Source organism: Paraprevotella sp. (assembly GCF_986071375.1).
The window spans coordinates 69,235-88,397 of record NZ_CFQRNQ010000009.1; the positions used below are offsets into that span (position 1 = coordinate 69,235).

Here is a 19,163-nt window from a genome sequence, read left to right on the forward strand (position 1 = left end):
AATCTCAGCCAAACGATTTCTCATTCTCAGCCGAATGAAATTCCGTTCTCAGGAGATTTTCATTTGGGGCGGAGGGACGATGAAAATCATATACATGTGAAACAAAGTTCCTGGACGGGAAACCAACAATGCGGCGGAGCCGGATGCTTTCCTGCCCCGCCGTATCGTTGGTAGGTTGAGGGCTTATCTTGTCAGCGAGAACCGCAGGCTGAACCCGAAATCCTGCGTGATGGTGGGATAAGCGTTGGACGAGAGCAACGGTTGGTTGCGTTGGCGGTCGTAGTAGAGGCTCAATGTGACGTAACGGCTCATCGTGTAGTCCGCACTGAACGAGGCTTTGATGGCTTTGTTGCCGCTTGTAGCTTCCGACAGCGAAGTCTGTATGTTGCGCGTAATGGCATCTTGGTTGCGGAACGAGAAGTCGAAACGCAGGTTCAGGTCGTGGCTGATGACTCGGCTGTTTTTTGCCGAAGTCCCGCTCTTGCGGGTATTGTTCCGGTTGTTGGCCGCGTTCGTTTGTTTGTTGTTGCTTCCCCTCCCGGCTTTCTTGCGTCGGCCTCCAAAGAGGGACGAGAACTTGAAATCATTGATTTTATAGCCCCATCCGATGACGAAGTCGTTGCTGCACGCCTCATTCAACTGCGCTGCGGTCATACTCAGGGTGAGTACGCGTGTCTTGCGGTATTCCACCTTGAAAGTCATGTTGTTGTTCAACGTCATGTCCAATCCGGCCAAAGGGGAGAAGGCTTCGTTGATGGATACGGAACTGATGTCGTACATGCTGCTTGGGATGATGGCATTGTCCGTGGTGTTTTGTATGAATCCTAAGTCGCCCATGTACTCCATCCAACTGCTGTACGTATTGTAAGCCCCCACGGAGTAGATGCTCTTGTAAGAGTGGTTCAGGGTTACGCTCTTGAAATGGTCCCGTATCCATGGCAGGTAGGCCAGGCCTTTGTAGGATACGGTCCAGTTGGGCAGCATGCGTGCCAGGTTCGGGAAAATGTCCAACGGGGAGTTGATGTCACCTCCCCCGGTGTAAGCGGCCAGGAAAGCCGGTATCATTACGTCGGACGAATACTTGTCTACCGTACCGTTGGCAGGGTCGAACTTGCCCTGTAACCCGGTGGCAGCCGGATAGGTGGCATTGGCGTAGCGGGCTTCCACACGGCTTTGGAACGTGTTGAGGTATTGTTGGAAACGGGCGAATGTCTTGCTGCTGTATCCGTTTCCGGCATCGCCCCGGCTTTCGAAGGCCGATTTGATGGAAATGGTGGTCATCGTGAAGCTGCCGCTTTGCGTGGTGGGCATGCCCGCATACATATATTGTATGCTCTTGTTGCTGTTCACCGTACGGCTGGCGTTCAAGTCAATCTTCAAGTCCGGGATAGGTTCCAACGTGGCTTTAATCTGGAGATCCTCCATGGCGTTGGTGGTGGCCGGCGTGCTGATGCTGTCATTGTTGAGCAGCCAGCCCCGTTCGTTGGCCTTGTCGATATAGCTTTCGCCAGTGAAACCGAAGGCAAAGTCCAATCCCGGTTGCATGCCGCCGCCCGTGCGTTGCCCGAGCATGTCGCCCACGTTGGGCAGGAACCCGGGTAAGGACATGGCAAACGTGTTACGGTAGCTGACACTGACGTTGCGCACCATCATCAGGAAGCGTGTAGCTCCTTGTAAGTAGGGGTACCAGGGCTTTTCCCTGGCCGGTGTCTTGGCTATGACGTTGACACGCAGTTTTACGGAGTCCATGTTCAGGATGCGAATCTTGTTCTTGTCCAGTTTCTTGAACTTGATCGGGTAGCGGTGTCCGGCAGCGGTTACGGCGGTGACGCGTATGCGGCGGCTTTTTTGGTTGTGCGCCAGTTCCACGGTCGTGTCGGGCTTCAGGGTGATTTCACCGGCGAATCCCTTGAACTTCGGGTTTTTCACCTTGGCGTTGGCCGTGCCTTTGGCATTGTCTGCCGGTTTGCTGCCCGGTTTGTCCTTCCCGTCTTTGTTTTGCCCGTCTTTTCCCTTGGCGGCAGCTTCCTTCTCTTTTTCTTTTTGTGCCTTGGCCTTCTCCCGTTCACGGTTGCTTTTGTCCTTGGCTTTCTTTCGTTCGCTGGCCGAGAATTTCTTGTTGACCTCTTTCAGGAAAGAAGAGAAATTATACAGCGTTTCCAGGTTGAAGCGCCCGTTTATCGTAGCCGAACGTTGGTTGTTGATGGTGTTGCCGTAGGAAGTCCCGTCTTCCAGTTCCATGCCGCGTTCCCAGGAATAGTTGGCCGTGTAGTTCCCGTCAAGCGAAATCCACGAGAAGCACGGGATTTTCTCCAAAGGCACTTTGTAGGAGGCCGTAAAGTCCTGTTGGTAGTCAAGCGGCGTACCGAAACCCTTGATGCTGTGCCATACGGAATCTTTCCATGCGTGGTATTGGTCGGCGTAGAGGTCCTTGTTGACCGGAACGTTCGGTTCTTCGATTTCCGCATGGGTGGCGGAATTGAACGAGAAATGAAGGTTTTTGGTCAAATCCCATTTCAGGCTGAAATCACGATTCCACAGGAATTCTTTGGAGAAGGAGAGAGGGAGCGACGTTGGGTCTTCCAGATTCTCGATGTCCCGTTCCTGGTACTCGTAATAGTTTCGCAGGATGTTCGTGTTGAAGCTGATGTTTTGCGGCAAGTAGTTAAAGTTCTGGTCGCGGATGATGTCCCACCATTTGCTCTTGCTTTTAATCATCTTCTTGAACGGCTCGAAAGGCTTGTATTCGGGAGAATAGTTGTAGTTGAACGCTCCGTTCCAGTTCTTTTCCGTTTCCCAAGCCGTGGTTTCGCCCGTTTTGTTAGACTCGCTGTGCGAATAGCTGAACGAGAAGTTGGCAGGGTCGTAGGGCATGGGGTGTTTGGGCGTGGCGATGTTGAATTTCACGTTGCTCAGGCTGAAGTTCTTGTTCGTGGTTTCCGTGGTAGTCAGACTTCGCAGCGAGTCCTTTTCGTGTTCCGTGGCGCAAGCGTCGAGGGCGTCTTCCAACAACATGTCCGTGTCGAGCGGATTGTATTTCGGTTTGACGACCTCTTTATTGAACGAATAGTAAATGGGAGCCGTGAAGCGTACTTTCTCCGGCAGCAGCTTGCCCAGTTCAAAACTGGTCGTGATGCTGTAATTGTACATGTCCTCCTGGTTGCGTTCGCTCACTTTGTCTTCTATGCCTCCGAATCCGGCAGTTTCCATGTGCCCGGTCAGGTTGACGGAGCCGAGGTCGGAGAATTGGACGTTCAAGGAGCCTTGTGCTGCCCATCCGCCGTCGTTGCTGTATTCCTGCAGGCGAAGCTCGTTGGCCCATACTTCCACCGACTTGGTTTCGCGGGCATTGTTGCGCACGCCTATCATGATGGTCTTCACTTCTCCCAAGGTAGGGTTACCCATGACGCTTACCTTGTTGTTCGGCCTGTTGTCGTCGTAGACGGAGAAGAGTGTGGTCAGGTTGGTGTTGCCGAGGCTCTTTTCGCGGTTGCGTGCCTGTTTTACTTTGGTAAACACCGAGAGGTCGATGTCCAACATGTTCTCTTCGGGCCACACGGCACGGCACTGGTCGGCGGAGTAAGTGTCGTACCGTCCGGCAGCCGTCAGCTTCAAGGGAATTTCGTATTCGTAGAAATTGTTCTTGTAGTCCGAACCGAGGCGGATAAAGACACTGGTCTGGTTGTCTTCCGTTTCGGTTACGTTCTCGGCCAACGCGTTAGCATGTACGAACATTTGGAGGTGTTTATACTGGCGCATGTCCAAGTTGGTATTCTTGTACACGGCACGGGCGTCTCCTGTGGCCAAGTTGCGGACCGTCAGCGAGAGGGCCTGTTCGTTGTCTTCTGCCAGTTGGCTTTGTGAGGGATCCACTACGCGGCTGATACCCGGAGGGAGTACGTAGTTCACCGGTGTCTTGTCGTTGTTTTCTTCAATGTTGACGGCCGATATTTCCATGCTTCCGGTCGTGGAGGGCATTTCTCCTGCATAAAGGGCCTGTTCGTAGGAACGCCATTCGGCTTTCACCAGGTCCAACGTGGCGAAACGCAGGATGACGGGCTGTTCGAAACCGGTCAGGAACATGCGCATGAACCGTATGCTCGTAAAGTCGTTGATGTTGCCCACTTTCTTTTGGTATTCGGTAAGCGGTACGCGGAACTGGTACCAGTTCACCTCTTCCGTGTTGCCGTTGCGGAGCTTGACGCTCGCCGTGCGTTTGTCCACGATATAGTTTTGTCCCACGACGAAGCTCTCCGGACGGATGCTGATTTTGTATTGGTAATATTTCTCGTACTCGTTCAACGTGTAGTCCTGGTTGATGTCTTCCACGTCGGGCGTGGTCTTGTATGAAGTGTCATACGATTCGTTCGCATTTTCGTTCGACCGCGAGTTGCCTTCCGGCAGGTTGATGTACTTGTAACGGTCGAGGATGCTGCGTTGTTGGGCATCGTAGTCCGACCCCCGGAAGTAATGGTAATCGTCTCCGGCCGGGTCGTTCATCAGCGAATCGTACACTTGCGGGCTTACTTTCCCTTGTACGGCCATGAGGAACTCGCGGTAGGCACCGAACGTGCGTTCTTCTTCGCTGTTGAGTCCGTTCAACCCGATGTCCTGCCGCTCGCGCGCTCCGGACTCGTTGTTGAAGGCGTAGACCACGCTGGTGGTGTTGGGCACGCGTCCCCACGCTGTTTCCGTATAGTAACTGGAGTTCCCGTCGATGGGCATTCCGCTTTCGAAGAATTTCTTCCCGTCGTGGAGGATGTCCTCGCTCACTTCGCCTAAGTTCAGATAGAAGTCCCCCCCGTAATCGCCGCCCTTGTCACGGGTATAGATGAACGGGTCGAGCAACCAGAATTCCACGTATTCGATGTTGGCCGTCTCGAAATCGTTGGTGTCCAATTTACGCATCATGCCGCCCCAACGGGTTTTGGGGTTGGTGAGCCGTCCGTTGTAGTCCAGATTCGGATCTAAGTTGTAGGCTCCCCGTTCGGTAGGGTAGAATGCGAGGTTCATGACCGGGAGCGAAGCAGCCGAGTTGTAACTGGTCTGCGTCTTGTTGGGATAGAGTTCCCGTTCGTACACTTCGCGCACATAGTGGTTGGAAAGTTGGTTCAAGTCGCTCTTGATATGGGCGGGCGTGAGCGAGGAGCTTTGGCGCGTGAAAAGCGGATCCACGGTGTACCAACTCAGCAGGGCGCGGTTGTATCCTCCGCGCACGTCATTGACGAGCTTGCTTTCTTCAAAGTCGGAGGGCACGCTGGAAATCATCCAGTTGGTGGGCTGCATCACGCTGATGCCGTTTTTCGTGTTCTCGAAGTCATCGATGTAGGAAGCCGACCCCTGTATCTTCTTGTTTTGCCCGGCAATGAGTTGGGCGAACTCCCCGGTAAAGCTGATTTGCGAAGGCTCTGTCACATCGATGAGCGGTATTTTGTCTATCAGGTTGGTCAGCCATTGGCTTTCTTTTTTCCACGAGAGGTTGACACCCCACAGGGTGTTTTTCAAAGGTTCTTCTCCCATGTTTACTTTTGTGGTGAGCGGCTGTTCGTTCAGGAACATGAACGTCCCACCGAAAGTGAAGTCCTTGCTCACGTCGTATTGCAAGTTGAATCCTACGAGCGTTTTGCGCTGCATGCCGTAGTTGTCGTTGCTTTCAAAGTCCACGCTCACGTTCGTACCTGCGTCGATGATGCTTTGGTTGATGATGGTCACCACGCCCATGGAGTAATCCACCGTGTAGTCTTGGTTCTCCACCAACGTTACCCCGCCGGCCGTGACGGTCACGGAGCCTTGTGGCACGTTCATGGCTCCGAGGCTGATTTCGGCACCGTTGTTTCCCTTGTACTCTCCGGAGAGCAGGAATTTGTTCTTTTCCGCTATCTGCTTGGCCATGGTCTTGGTGGAGTCGTACAATGCGTCGAAACAATACTTCTCGGCCAAGGCTTCATCGTTCAAATATTTACGCAGGTGGCTTCCGAAAGGTTCGGTCACGGGGAAATAGATGCGCCCTTTGTTGATGGTGTATCCCTCCACGTAGTCGAACTGTCCGTTTGGGTTCGGACGGTTGTTGGCATCCAAGCGGTCTAAGTTCATTACTCTTAAAAGTTTGGTGCTTTTGAACTTGGCTTCGGGAATGTAGGACACGTACACCCCGGCGGAGTCGCTTTGGTATTGGATGTCCAGCTTGAACTTCTCCTTTTGCGTGCTTGTGGCTCCCAAGCTGTACACGTTTTTCATCATCAAGTCCCAGTTGCCCATCTGCGGTGTGTTCGAGGTGTTCTTCAGGGCCTTGACGAACAAGGCTTGGGTATTGTCGGTCAGGTCGGCCGAGAATTCGCCCACTTGGTAGGTTGTGCCGTTATAAGTGTATTCGAAGGCTACGGCCAGGACTTCGTCCGGTTGCAGGGTAAAGTTGAGCGACACGTAGCCCAATGAATTGTTTACGGTGTATTCCGAAGAAGACAACAGGCGTGCGCTTTGCAGCTTTTCATAGTCCACGCTGCCTTCAAAGCCCGCGATGGCGTCCAAGTCGCTCGATGTCTGGCTGATGTCGCGTGCGGCGGCATGCTGCGTGGTCATGGTCGAATAGAGGGTGTTGGCGGCATTGGCGGCCACTTGCACGTTGCCTTTGCTCCAAATCGGGTTGGAGATATGGTCATGTTCGCCCAGGTCGGTGAAGGCCACGATGTTACGGTTGCTTTCATAGCTTCCCGATTTGTTCGTCACCCAGAGTTCGATGCGTTTGATGGTCACGCCGGACATGACGGTGGGCAGTTTGCTCATGTTCTGGTCATAATGTTCACGGAAGAAGTGGGCGAGGAAAAAATGCCGGTTCTCTTCGTATTCCGTGGCCGAGAACTCATAATTGTGCGTTTGTGTGCCGCCCTTGGACGACACGCTTTTCGAGGCCGATTTCTTTTGGGAAACGACCGTTTGCAGTTTCAGTTTGCCGAATTGCAGGTCAGCCCGCAGGCCGAACAGCGAGGAAGCGCCTTTGATGAGCGAGGAATTGGTGGGAAGCGAGACGTTACCCCCTTCTATCAACTTGATGATTTCGTCTTCCTTGCCTTCGTAGCGCAGTTTCATGCTTTGTGCGTCGAAGTCGAACGTGGCATCGGTGTTGTAGTTCAGGTTCATGTTGATTTTGTCGCCCACGCTGCCGTTCATGCTCATGTTGATTTTCTCTTCGAAATCGAATCCGAAGGTTTTCCGGCGGTTTTCCGATAGGCTTGGGTTATCTGTCTTCTTCAGGTTGCCCCCGATTTTCAGTTCGGCGGAACCTTGGGTCTTGATGCGTACGCCGCCGGGGCCGAATATTTTCTCAGCCGGTCCCAGGTCGAATTGCATGTCCGTGAAGTCGAATTTGTTTTTGCCCTCGTTTTCGAAAGCTTCGCTGTTCTTTTGCCGGTAGTAGTTCTGTAAGGACTTTTTTAGGCTCCATTCCTGATATTCTTCCGGCGACATCAGGAGAGGGGCGTTCAGGTAACTGTCGCCCACTTTGGTACCGATGGTGTAATTGCCTGTCGCCGGGTCGTAAACAGTATCCGTTTTCAGGTTGTCCGGGTCTTTCAGGTCGAGGCTCCGTTTTTTCAGGTCGTCTTCGTCGCGGGGCACCGTCCGCTTCACGCTGAAACGTGGCCGGATGGTGTCCGGTTCGGCCGGAGCCGGGGTCTCGTTCCGGGGTATATGCAAGAAAGCGGCACCTCCCATGTCCGCCAGTGCGTTGGCACTGATGGCCAAAAGGATGAGGTAGAGCCACTTTTGTAGGTTTCTTTTCATGCTGTTCCGTTGGGCTATGAAGCTTTCAGCTTCCTATAATCTTTTGAGGGCAAGTTTGATGACACGCTCCACGGCGGCTTCCGGTTCTTCTTTCAGGATGGCCAATGCGACCTTTTGCGAGGGGGCGGGCGGGAAGCCCAACATGGTGAGGGCGGCCACGGCCTCTTCCAGTATTTCGGAATGTCCGGTTGCCATGGTCGCGGAAGTGCCGGGGGAGGCTGTCCCTTCGATTTCCACCGATGCGATTTTGTCTTTCAGGTCCACGATGATGCGTTGGGCGGTTTTCAGCCCGATGCCTTTCACGGTTTTGAGCAACTTGTCGTTGCCGGAGCTGATGACGTTGACCAATTCTGCCGGTGTGAGGGCGGAGAGAATCATGCGTGCCGTGTTGCCCCCGATGCCCGATACGCTGATGAGCAGTAGGAAGAGGGCACGTTCCTGGCGGGTGGAAAAACCGTAAAGCACGTAAGCGTCTTCGCGGATGGCTTCGTAAACATATAGTTTGGCTTCCTGCTTGCCTTGCAGGGCGGAAAATGTATTCAAAGAGATGTTGAGGCCGTATCCCACGCCGTGGCAATCCACGACGGCGGTGGCCGGAGTGAGTTCGGCAATCTGGCCCTTCACGTATTCTATCATGTCTTTTTTTGCTAAATATACTTTAAGAAAACGTGTCCGTCACCTCTTTTATTGTGCGCACGCGTTAATTTTTAATAGGGCATGTAGAAGAAATGTGAAATTTCAAGTACCGGGCCAACGGGCTGTCTATGGCACGCAATCCTTCGGCTATGCTTTGCGCGTTGAGTTGCGCACCTTTGAGTGAGGTGTGCGTGTGGTCGCGGTTATAATAAGCTTTGGCATTTTTCTGCCCTATCTGGTCGAGGGTATCGGCCGAGATGTTGTGCAGGTCCACGAACTCTACGGCGGTTTCGGCCACTACCTCCCGATACCATTTGCCGTAGCTGTCGTTGCGGCGTTCTATCTTTCCGCCGGGCCATTCGTTGCGGGGCGTGAGGGACACCAGAATCGGCGTGGCACCTTTTTCGCGCACGTCGTCGATGAATTTTTTCAGATACCATCCGAAGGAGTAAATGACTTCGTTGTAAACTTTATCTCCTTTATTGACCCGGTAAACGTGACTGGTGTCTTGTGCGCAGGCAATGACGCCTCGGGCCTTGCCACGGTCGATGTCACCGATGTCGTTATGGCCGAATTGTATCAACACAAAGTCGCCCGGTTGAAGGGCATTGTATACACGTTCCCAACGGTTCTCTTCTAAGTAAGTACGGGTGCTCCGGCCGGCTTTAGCTTCGTTTGCCACGGTGATTTTGTCCGTATCGAAGATGGTTTCCGCCTGGCTGCCCCAACCCCACATGCCGTCCGGGTCTTTGTCCTCGTTCTTTACGGTGGAATCTCCCGTGATGAAGACCACGGGTTTGCCTTTCTCGCGTTTCACTTGTGCGGTGGGCGGTTCGAGGTTCGTCAGGCAAGCCTGCAAGGCTTTCAGCGCGGGATGCGTGGAAGCGGCCACTCCTTCGGCGGCCGAACGGGCGTTCAGGCGTGCGCCGAACGCACTGGTGTGGATGCGGTCCCGATAGAAGTGGTAATCCACCTTCCATGCCGAGAACCGGTCGTATTTCGAGGCCGATATTTCGTTCAGGTCTACGAAGGGTATGCCTTGCTCTTCGGCCACTTGCCGCGCCCAAAGTCCGAAGGTCTCGTCCACGCGTACGATGTGCCCGGGGCGTTTCGTGTCCCATGCGTTGCGGGGCGTGAGCGAGAGCAGGATGGGGTGTGCGCCCAAGGCTTTGCATTCACGGACGAAGCGGCGCAAGTATTCGCCGTAGCTGTAGACGGTTTCTTTCTCGCCCGTCTCCTTGATGGTCACACAAAGCGAGTCCGTGGGGCTGATGCCGCGTATGGATGCCCGTGCCCGTCCGCTGTCGAACGGACCATTGTCGTTGTGCCCTAGTTCGATGATGACGTAGTCTCCCTTGCGGATGCCTTTCTTCACGTCCGGCCATAGTTTACGGTAGAACGTGCGGCTGCTCGTGCCGCCCAAGGCGTGGTTTTCCACGGTCAGCCTGTTTGCGTCGAAAAACTCGTGGGCATAATATCCCCAACCCCATTGTCCGTTGTCGCCGTTGCCTTTCGTGCCGGTACGCATCGTGGAGTTTCCCACGAGGAAGAGCACGGGGTGGTTGCCCTTCCGCGACGAACCGGGCACAGGGCGTGCCGTATTGGCCTTTTCCAGACTGTCGAGCGTGAGGTCCGTGACGTGGTTCACGTCCTCCATCGGGCGGAAGTTCTTGGAGTTTTGGGCGGTGGAACATAATCCGCATCCTATTAAAATGGCGGAAAGCATACAGGTCTTTTTCATGTCAGTCAGTGTTTCGATTGGTGTGGCAAAGATAATGTTTTGAACTGGAATCCTGTTCTTTCGATAGGGAAAAACTTTTGTTCCGAGAGTGAATCATCTTGCAAATTACGGTCTGAATGCCTTTTTATGCTTTTTTTCTTTGGGCACTTGCCATAAAATAAGTACATTTGCGAGATATGTTTTGCCATGAAAAGGAAACAAATCTTAATCTGTACGACAAAAATAAGTAAAGAACTATGAGTTTAAACATCATTGTACTTGCCAAGCAAGTTCCCGACACACGCAATGTCGGGCCGGATGCCATGACACCGGAAGGCACGGTAAACCGTTCTGCTTTGCCGGCAATCTTCAATCCTGAAGACTTGAATGCGTTGGAACAGGCTTTGAGGCTGAAAGATGCGAATCCGGGTTCTACCGTGACTGTCATCACCATGGGGCCTCCCCGTGCAGCCGAAGTGATTCGCGAGAGTTTATACCGTGGAGCCGACGGTGGCTATTTGTTGACCGACCGTGCTTTTGCAGGTGCCGACACCCTGGCCACCAGTTATGCGCTGGCTGCTACAATTCAGAAATTGGGCATGCCCGATGTGATTTTGGGTGGTCGTCAAGCCATCGACGGCGATACGGCACAAGTGGGGCCGCAAGTGGCGCAGAAATTGGGCTTGCCTCAGGTGACCTACGTGGAAGAAATCCTGAAATGCACCGACGGGAAGATGACGGTGAAGCGTCATATCGACGGCGGTGTGGAGACTGTGGAGGCTCCGTTGCCCCTTGTGCTGACGGTGAACGGGAGTGCGGCTCCTTGCCGTCCGCGCAACGCCAAGTTGGTGATGAAATACAAGCGCGCCATGGTGCCGATGGAAAAGCCTGCGGAAGGGTTGGCCTACGCTGAAGAGTACGACAAGAAACCTTACCTGACTTTGGGACAGTTGAGTACGGCCGATGTGGATGCCGACTTGAAGCAGTGCGGGCTGAGCGGTTCGCCCACCAAGGTGAAGGCCGTGCAGAACATCGTGTTCAAGGCCAAGGAGAGCAAGGTGCTGACGGCTTCCGATGCCGACGTTGAGGGATTGATACAGGAATTATTGGCTAACCATACAATCGGATAAAGATGAACAACGTATTTGTATATTGCGAGCTTGAAGGCACTACGGTGGCCGAAGTAAGCCAGGAATTATTGACCAAAGGCCGTAAGTTAGCCAACACGCTCGGCGTGCAGCTCGAAGCTGTGGCCGCCGGGGCGGGCATTACGGGAAAGATAGAACCGCAGATATTGCCATACGGCGTAGATAAATTGCATATCTTCGACGCTCCGGGGTTGGCTCCTTACACGTCGTTGCCGCATACGGCCGTGTTGGTGAATCTGTTTAAAGAAGAGCAGCCGCAAATTTGCCTGATGGGGGCCGATGTCGTGGGGCGTGATTTGGGGCCGCGTGTGTCGTCCGCCCTTCATTCCGGGTTGACGGCAGACTGTACCTCATTGGAAATCGGTTCCCATGAGGATAAGAAAGCCGGAAAGAAGTATGAGAACCTGCTTTATCAGATTCGTCCGGCGTTCGGGGGTAACATCGTGGCTACGATCGTGAATCCGGAGAACCGTCCGCAGATGGCTACGGTGCGCAGCGGCGTGATGAAGGCGGAAGTGCTCGATCCTAATTATAAAGGAGAAGTGATTGTGCACGATGTGGCCAAGTATGTACCGGAAACGGAATACGTGGTGAAGGTCATCGACCGCCATGTGGAGAAGGCTAAAAACAATTTGAAAGGTGCGGCCATCGTCATTGCCGGAGGTTACGGCATGGGCAGCAAGGAAGGCTTCGGCATGCTCTATGAATTGGCGCACGAGCTTCATGCCGAAGTGGGTGGAAGCCGTGCGGCTGTGGATGCCGGGTTCTGCGACCACGACCTGCAAATCGGCCAGACCGGCGTGACGGTGCGCCCAAAAGTGTATATCGCTTGCGGCATTTCCGGGGCTATCCAACACATTGCGGGCATGAAGGAAAGCGGTATCATCATTTCCGTGAACAGCGACCCGAACGCCCCGATCAATGCCATTGCCGACTATGTCATTAACGGTACGGTGGAGGAAGTCGTGCCGAAGCTCATCAAGTATTACAAACAAAACAGCAAGTAAACAACATGGCTAATTACTATTCAGATATACCGGAACTCAAGTATCACTTAGAGAATCCGATGATGAAGCGCATTGTGGAATTGAAAGAGCGCGACTTCAGGGACAAGGACGAATTTGATTATGCGCCGGTGGACTATGCCGACGCGATGGATTCGTATAATAAGGTGTTGGACATCGTAGGCGACATCACGGCCAATGTGATTGCCCCGAATGCCGAAGGGGTAGACGAAGAAGGCCCGCACTGCCACGACGGCCGTGTGGATTATGCCAGTGGGACGGTGGAGAACCTGGACGCCATGGTCAAGGCCGGTATGAACGGCATGACGATGCCGCGCAAGTACAACGGGTTGAACTTCCCTATTACGCCGTACACGATGTGTGCCGAGGTAGTGGCTGCCGCCGATGCCGGTTTCGGAAACATCTGGTCGTTGCAGGACTGTATCGAAACCTTGTATGAATTTGGCGACGAAGACCAGCACAGCCGCTTCATCCCGCGTGTATGCGCCGGGGAAACGATGTCGATGGACCTGACCGAACCGGATGCCGGTTCCGACTTGCAGAGCGTCATGTTGAAGGCCACCTTCGACGAGGAGAACAACTGTTGGAGACTGAACGGTGTGAAGCGTTTCATCACGAACGGGGATGCCGACATTCACTTGGTGTTGGCGCGTTCGGAGGAAGGCACGAGGGATGGACGTGGGCTTTCCATGTTCATTTACGACAAGCGCGACGGCGGAGTGGACGTGCGCCGCATCGAGAACAAAATGGGTATCCACGGTTCGCCGACTTGCGAACTGGTGTATAAGAATGCTAAGGCTGAGTTATGCGGAAGCCGCAAGTTGGGTTTGATAAAGTATGTCATGGCATTGATGAACGGTGCACGCCTCGGCATTGCTGCACAGTCGGTAGGGTTGAGTCAGGCGGCCTACAACGAGGCTTTGGCATACGCGAAAGACCGTGAACAGTTCGGCAAGGCCATCATCAACTTCCCGGCCGTATATGACATGCTGGCCACGATGAAAGCCAAGTTGGACGCAGGCCGTGCGTTGTTGTACCAGACTTCGCGTTATGTGGATATTTACAAGGCATTGGACGACATAGCCCGCGAACGCAAGCTGACGCCGGAAGAACGTGCCGAACAGAAGAAGTATGCCAAACTGGCCGACAGTTTTACGCCATTGGCCAAGGGTATGAATTCGGAATACGCCAACCAGAATGCTTACGACGGCATCCAGGTGCACGGAGGTTCCGGTTTCATGTTGGAATATGCTTGTCAGCGCATTTACCGCGACGTTCGTATCACTTCCATTTACGAGGGTACGACCCAGTTGCAGACTGTGGCGGCCATCCGTTACGTGACGAATGGGGCATACATCGCCACCATCCGTGATTTCGAGCAGCAGCCCGTGCTTCCGGAATACGAGGGCTACATGAACCGCGTGAAGGAGATGGCCAACAAGTTCGACGCTTGTACGAACGCCGTGAAAGAAGCAGGCAACCAAGAACTGCACGATTTCGTGGCCCGTCGTTTGATGGAGATGGCAGCCGACACCATCATGTGCCATTTGCTGATGCAGGATGCCACGCGCCGTCCCGATTTGTTTGCCAAGAGCCTGAACGTGTATGTGAACTATGCCGAGGCCGAGGTGGAGAAGCATTTCAACTTTATCCGCAAGTTCACGGCAGAGCAATTGGATAGCTACCGCCAGGCGGCTGTGGAAACGTCGGCTGAATAATCCGGTACGATATATGATAATCATGAAGAGGAATACTTTCTGTGTAAAAAGAAGTATTCCTCTTTATTGTTAAAAATGGCTGTATCACAGGATGGTTGTGGCTTTTTTTATAATTTTACACCCAAATAAATCAAGTCGGTTTGCCAATAGGAAAAACAAAGTATGTCAGTTGGGAAGTGGGATAAGATATTTTTCCGGAGAAAAAAGGTGCATTCAGAGGGTGAAGAATGCACTGGAAGCAAGCGCTTGGAGGATTTCGAGAGGCAAATCGGACTTTTACTGCATAGCGACCGTTTCATAGCCCGAAGCGATTACCGTCCTATTCATGAAAGATATGCAGAGCTGCATGTCAGTCTGTCCAATTTGGAAAAGATGGGGATGTTGGACGTGTATTGCGAAAAGAACCGTATAGACCCGAAGAAAATGGAGAGATTCCTTTGCCTGTATGAAGACTTGGGCAGTAAGGAGGGTTCCAAGGTCGTTGAAGCGCACAATGACGAATTTGTCAAGAGGCATTTGGCCAAAGACAAACTTTATCTTGATACGATACTTCGTAGGGTGGACCCTAATGTGAAGCTGGATGAGGAACAGCGACGGGTCGTATTGTCCGATGAAGACTACACGTTGGTTGTAGCCGGGGCCGGAGCCGGGAAGACAACGACCATGGCTGCGAAGGTGAAATACCTTGTGGAAAAAAGAGGGGTGAAACCGGAACAGATATTGGTCATTTCATATACGAATAAGGCGGTCGGGGAATTGCGCAGCAAAATCAATAAGGGTCTGAAGATAGATTGCCCGGTGACGACTTTCCATAAGACGGGCTATGCCATACTGCGAAAGAAAGACACCGAAAGGAAGACGGTAGTGGATGGTGGCTTTATGTGGCATGTGGTCAACAATTACTTGAAAGAAAACATATTGGAGTGTCCGGAGTTGGTGGATAAGCTGATATTGTTCTTCGGAAGTTATTTCGACGCACCGTATGAGGGCGACAATCTCAATGATTTCTTCAATTACATATCCAAAGCCGACTTTTCCACTTTGCGTGGCAATATGGATGAGTATGCGGAAAAGATTATAGACCAACGGACCGGCAAATGTGTCAGCATTGCCCACGAGACGTTAAGGTCGGTTCAGGAGGTCAGGATAGCGAATTTCTTGTTCATGAACGGCATTGACTATGTGTACGAGAAAATTTATCCTTATAATATGAGGTATTCGTACAAGCCATATACTCCGGATTTTACGATTACCCAAGGAGACAAGACGGTGTATATTGAACATTTCGGCATTACGGAAGATGGCCGGAACAGCAGATATACGGAAGAACAGTTGGCCCGGTATAAAAAAGAAATAGATGATAAAATCCGTTTGCACCGCAGGCACCATACGGATTTGGTTTATACTTATTCCGAATATGACGACGGGCGCGATTACCTTGACCATTTGCAGGAAATGCTCGTAGCCCAAGGGATTGAGTTCCGCCCGAGAACTTCACGGGAAGTTTTCGACAGGTTGGTCAGCACGGAAGAGAACAAATATATCATAAAGTTGGTCAAGTTGGTTTGTACGTTCTTGCATGGCTTTAAGACCAACGGCTTCACGATAGAGCATTTCCACCAGTTTCAAAGCAAGTCCTCCAATGAGAGAAACAAGTTGTTTCTATCCATCTGCGAGCGGTGTTATTTAGAATACTCCAAGCGTCTGAAAGAAAAGCAGGCGGTAGATTTTGAAGACATGATAAACAGTTCGGCGAAAATGCTCCGCGAAAAGGAAATCCAAGGGGAGAGGTTGGGGTTCAAATATATCATAGTTGATGAGTATCAGGATATTTCCCGTCAACGGTTTAATCTGACCTTGGAGTTGAGCAAACTCTGCGATGCAAAGATCGTGGCCGTGGGCGACGATTGGCAATCTATTTATGCCTATGCAGGTTCGGATATCACGCTGTTCACCCAATTCAAGGATTCCTTTGGGTACGGATTGGAACTGGGTATTACCCAAACTTACCGGAACGCCCAAGAAGTAATCGACATAGCCGGTAGCTTCATACAGAAGAACACGGCGCAGATACGCAAAAGCCTGGTTTCGCCCAAACATATAACACGTCCGATTGTGGTCGAGACCTATACGGAGAACGTAGACCGGAGCAAATATGCCGGAAGAGGTGGGAAGTATTTCCTTGTGGGCGAAACGGTGGAGAGGATTGTCGGGCAGATATTGGAGGAGAATCCGGACGCGTCGATATTGTTGTTGGGGCGTTACGGGTTCGACGCTTTTAACCTTTGCCGTTCATCGGAGTTCACGTACGAGGAGAAGACGGGGAATGTGATTTCCAAGAAGTACCCGTTCGCGAAACTGGATTTTATGACCGTGCACCGCTCAAAGGGATTGGGATACGACCATGTCATCCTCATCAATGCCCGTAATGAGTTGTACGGCTTCCCGTCGCAAGTGCAGGATGATCCGGTATTGAAGTATGTCGTGAGGGACGACCATTCGATGGAATATGCGGAAGAGCGGCGGCTTTTCTATGTGGCCTTGACACGTACCAAGAACCGCGTGTACATCGTTACGCCTCAACAGCATCCCTCCGATTTTGTACGGGAACTCGTGAAAGACTATCCCGGCGTGATGGTAAATGGTAAATTGGACGATTGCCGGGAGACGCGCACTGAAATGAAACGGTGTCCCGTATGCGGTTATCCCATGCAGCTGAGGTACAAGAAGGCATACGGGTTGAAGTTGTGGATTTGTTCCAATGAACCGGAGATTTGCGATTTCATGACCAATAACCTGAAGGGCGGTGATTTGCCCATCCTGAAATGCGACTGTTGCAAGGACGGTTATTTGATAGTGAAAGAAGGATGGGGAGAACCGTTCTTGGGATGTACGAATTTTAGGGCTGACCGGAGCGGTTGCAACCGTGCGATTTCACGGGACAAGTATTTGAGGTCTGTCAAGCCTCTTTTTGATGAATGAGATACTTTTTTGACCAGTTTTTGAGGAAAAACACGATTCTCTTGTCACAAAAATCCGGTTTCTGCGTATTCATATATGTAGGACTATTAAAAAGTGAAATACCATGGAACGGAAAGAAAACTGTAGCAGTGAGGGTGTTTTGTATTATGCCCGGATATTGTTCGTGTGGGTTTGTCTTTTGGGAAATGTGGGACATGCCGTGGCAAAACGTTTGAAAGTGGAAGTGGAAACGCCCGGGACGTTACCGGAACTGGTGGGGAAGAAAGCCAAGTACAAGGTGACGGACCTGACGCTGAAAGGAACATTGAACGGGAGGGACTTGTGCTTCCTGCGCGAAATGGCCGGGAGGGATAAAGAGCGGCAGTCCACACCGGGACGTTTGCGCGTGTTGGACATGCGGGGCGTTTCTTTTGCCCGTGGCGGAGGTGGGTACGTAAGACACGGGGAATGGCGAGAGGTGCAGGGAGAGCATACGCTTCCGCCTTATTTGTTCAGCGAATGTGGATTGGCGCATATCGTTTTGCCCGAACGGTTGGACACCATAGCGGAAGGGGCTTTGGGAGCCACACGAATCAGCAGGATCGTATTGCCGGAAAATGTGTTTGTGGGTGCTTCTGCCTTTTATGTGAGCAGCGAATTGGCGGAAGTGGTCTTCCCCCAACATACGAAAGCCATTTGGAAGGGGGCTTTTGAAGGATGTACCCAATTGAAAGTCTTGTCGTTGAATCATGTGGACTTTATCAGTGGATGTGCTTTCCAGAAGATGCCGGCCGTGGAGCGGATAGAAGTGAACGGAGACGTGGGACAACTCGACGGGTGACGCACTTTTGCCGAATGCCCGCAGTTGAAGCGTGTGGATTTCCGTGGCGTTGTCTTGGGATCGGGAGGCCCCACATTGTTGGCGGACTGTCCCCGGTTGGAACAGGTGGTGTTCCATGGCGACATATTGAAAACAGGACTCGGTGAGGCAGTGCATTGCCCTTTGTTTGAGGGATATACTGTGAAAGGAAAGGTCTTGTACAGTCAGCATAAAGATTTCGTTCCGCAATTATCGGATGAAGAGACTCTGGAGGGACGCGGTTTGGCCGACTTCATGAGCCGGTTTGCGCCGGTTATACGTCGGATTTGGGCGCACGGCGGAGAGGTGATGACTTACATGAAGAAGACCTCCTCCCCTTGGTTTTATCGTTCGGCCTGCGCTTGGGCATCTGAGGGAAGAGACAAGGAGGCTTTGGCGCATTTGGATATCGCAATAAAGTTGGGATTTACCGAGTATGACCGGATAAAGAACGACAAGGAGTGGGATGCCCTGCGCGGAAATCCGGAGTTTCAAGCCCTTGTGGAAAAGGTGCGTGAAGTGGGGGACTACCTTTATGTGTTGAAGAAGTCCCCGGCCTATCGGGAAGATGCCCGCCCGATGCCTGAATTTACGTACCAATCGGCTATGGACGGTAATTTGGTACGTGTGCGCCGCTATTTCAATTTGGACAGTATTGCCGGTGGCGGCGACGAAATCAGCCAAATCAAGAATCTGATGTATTGGTTGCATGATGCCATCCGTCACGACGGTGGTTCGGGGAGGCCGGACTGTGCACGGAACTCGATAGCCATGTATGAATTGTGCAAGCGGGAAGGGCGCGGGCTGAATTGCCGTTTCCTGGCACAGGTGCTCAATGAGATGTATCTGGCCATGGGATTCCCGTCACGCTTCGTGACGTGCCAGTCGAAAGCGTATGACACCGACACCGATTGCCATGTCATCAATGTGGTGTGGAGCCGCCAGTTGGGGAAATGGATATGGATGGACGCATCTTTTGCAGCTTACGTCACCGACGAAAACGGTCTGTTGTTGCATCCGGGCGAGGTGCGTGAGCGGCTGATCAAGGGACTCCCTTTGGTATTGAACGAGGATGCGAACTGGAACCATAAGACCAAGCAGACCAAAGAAGGATATTTGGAGAATTACATGGCCAAGAACCTTTATATGCTCGATGCCCACCTTGAAAGCCGGTTTGAGACGGAGCCTGCTGACGGGTCGGGAAGCCGTCAAATCTATTTGGTGCCGGAGGGGTTCTGGCCGTTATCCGAGTATGCTACTTACGACGACCGTTATTTCTGGCAAGCTCCTTAGCGCGGTGCAAGGCCGTGACGGGGC

9 protein-coding genes are annotated in these 19,163 nt (G+C 52.4%); 6 read left to right on the forward strand and 3 right to left on the reverse strand.

The window, feature by feature from the left end; all coding sequences use genetic code 11:
• Positions 1-183: 183 nt before the first annotated feature.
• The 3 genes from sov to AC5RDV_RS06545 all read right to left on the reverse strand — a co-directional run bounded on the left by sov (position 184) and on the right by AC5RDV_RS06545 (position 10,156).
• A complete protein-coding gene (sov, locus tag AC5RDV_RS06535; RefSeq protein WP_282748378.1) occupies positions 184-7,779 on the reverse strand; it encodes a T9SS outer membrane translocon Sov/SprA in 7,596 nt (2,531 codons plus the stop codon).
• Positions 7,780-7,812: 33 nt separating this feature from the next.
• The gene (gene ruvA / locus AC5RDV_RS06540; protein WP_008625714.1) at positions 7,813-8,415 is read right to left on the reverse strand and encodes a Holliday junction branch migration protein RuvA; all 603 of its coding nucleotides are present in this window, start codon (positions 8,413-8,415) and stop codon (positions 7,813-7,815) included.
• 64 nt (positions 8,416-8,479) lie between these two features.
• On the reverse strand, positions 8,480-10,156 hold the full coding sequence (locus tag AC5RDV_RS06545) for a rhamnogalacturonan acetylesterase (protein ID WP_282748377.1): 1,677 nt from the start codon (positions 10,154-10,156) through the stop codon (positions 8,480-8,482).
• Positions 10,157-10,392: 236 nt separating this feature from the next.
• Here AC5RDV_RS06545 and AC5RDV_RS06550 point away from each other — a divergent pair, with 236 nt between their 5' ends.
• The 6 genes from AC5RDV_RS06550 to AC5RDV_RS06575 all read left to right on the forward strand — a co-directional run bounded on the left by AC5RDV_RS06550 (position 10,393) and on the right by AC5RDV_RS06575 (position 19,139).
• On the forward strand, positions 10,393-11,265 hold the full coding sequence (locus AC5RDV_RS06550; RefSeq protein ID WP_008625712.1) for an electron transfer flavoprotein subunit beta/FixA family protein: 873 nt from the start codon (positions 10,393-10,395) through the stop codon (positions 11,263-11,265).
• A gap of 2 nt (positions 11,266-11,267) precedes the next feature.
• Positions 11,268-12,290: an electron transfer flavoprotein subunit alpha/FixB family protein gene (locus AC5RDV_RS06555; protein WP_008625705.1), complete on the forward strand. Its 1,023-nt coding sequence runs from the start codon at positions 11,268-11,270 to the stop codon at positions 12,288-12,290.
• 5 nt (positions 12,291-12,295) lie between these two features.
• Complete coding sequence (locus AC5RDV_RS06560) at positions 12,296-14,026, forward strand: acyl-CoA dehydrogenase family protein (RefSeq protein WP_282748376.1); 1,731 nt, start codon at positions 12,296-12,298, stop codon at positions 14,024-14,026.
• Between the two features lie 162 nt (positions 14,027-14,188).
• Positions 14,189-17,008: a UvrD-helicase domain-containing protein gene (locus tag AC5RDV_RS06565; protein ID WP_282748375.1), complete on the forward strand. Its 2,820-nt coding sequence runs from the start codon at positions 14,189-14,191 to the stop codon at positions 17,006-17,008.
• A gap of 103 nt (positions 17,009-17,111) precedes the next feature.
• Positions 17,112-17,828: a leucine-rich repeat domain-containing protein gene (locus AC5RDV_RS06570; protein WP_282748374.1), complete on the forward strand. Its 717-nt coding sequence runs from the start codon at positions 17,112-17,114 to the stop codon at positions 17,826-17,828.
• A 33-nt stretch (positions 17,829-17,861) separates the two neighbouring features.
• Positions 17,862-19,139 carry a TPR end-of-group domain-containing protein gene (locus AC5RDV_RS06575; protein WP_282748397.1) on the forward strand — a complete coding sequence of 426 codons (1,278 nt, stop codon included), beginning with the start codon at positions 17,862-17,864 and terminating at the stop codon, positions 19,137-19,139.
• Positions 19,140-19,163: the final 24 nt, after the last annotated feature.

What these genes read in the sequence shown, in the direction of transcription:
- sov (WP_282748378.1), bottom strand. Translation starts at nt 7,779, where the DNA reads ATGAAAAGAAACCTACAAAAGTGGCTCTACCTCATCCTTTTGGCCATC.
- ruvA (WP_008625714.1), bottom strand. Translation starts at nt 8,415, where the DNA reads ATGATAGAATACGTGAAGGGCCAGATTGCCGAACTCACTCCGGCCACC.
- AC5RDV_RS06545 (WP_282748377.1), bottom strand. Translation starts at nt 10,156, where the DNA reads ATGAAAAAGACCTGTATGCTTTCCGCCATTTTAATAGGATGCGGATTA.
- AC5RDV_RS06550 (WP_008625712.1), top strand. Translation starts at nt 10,393, where the DNA reads ATGAGTTTAAACATCATTGTACTTGCCAAGCAAGTTCCCGACACACGC.
- AC5RDV_RS06555 (WP_008625705.1), top strand. Translation starts at nt 11,268, where the DNA reads ATGAACAACGTATTTGTATATTGCGAGCTTGAAGGCACTACGGTGGCC.
- AC5RDV_RS06560 (WP_282748376.1), top strand. Translation starts at nt 12,296, where the DNA reads ATGGCTAATTACTATTCAGATATACCGGAACTCAAGTATCACTTAGAG.
- AC5RDV_RS06565 (WP_282748375.1), top strand. Translation starts at nt 14,189, where the DNA reads ATGTCAGTTGGGAAGTGGGATAAGATATTTTTCCGGAGAAAAAAGGTG.
- AC5RDV_RS06570 (WP_282748374.1), top strand. Translation starts at nt 17,112, where the DNA reads ATGGAACGGAAAGAAAACTGTAGCAGTGAGGGTGTTTTGTATTATGCC.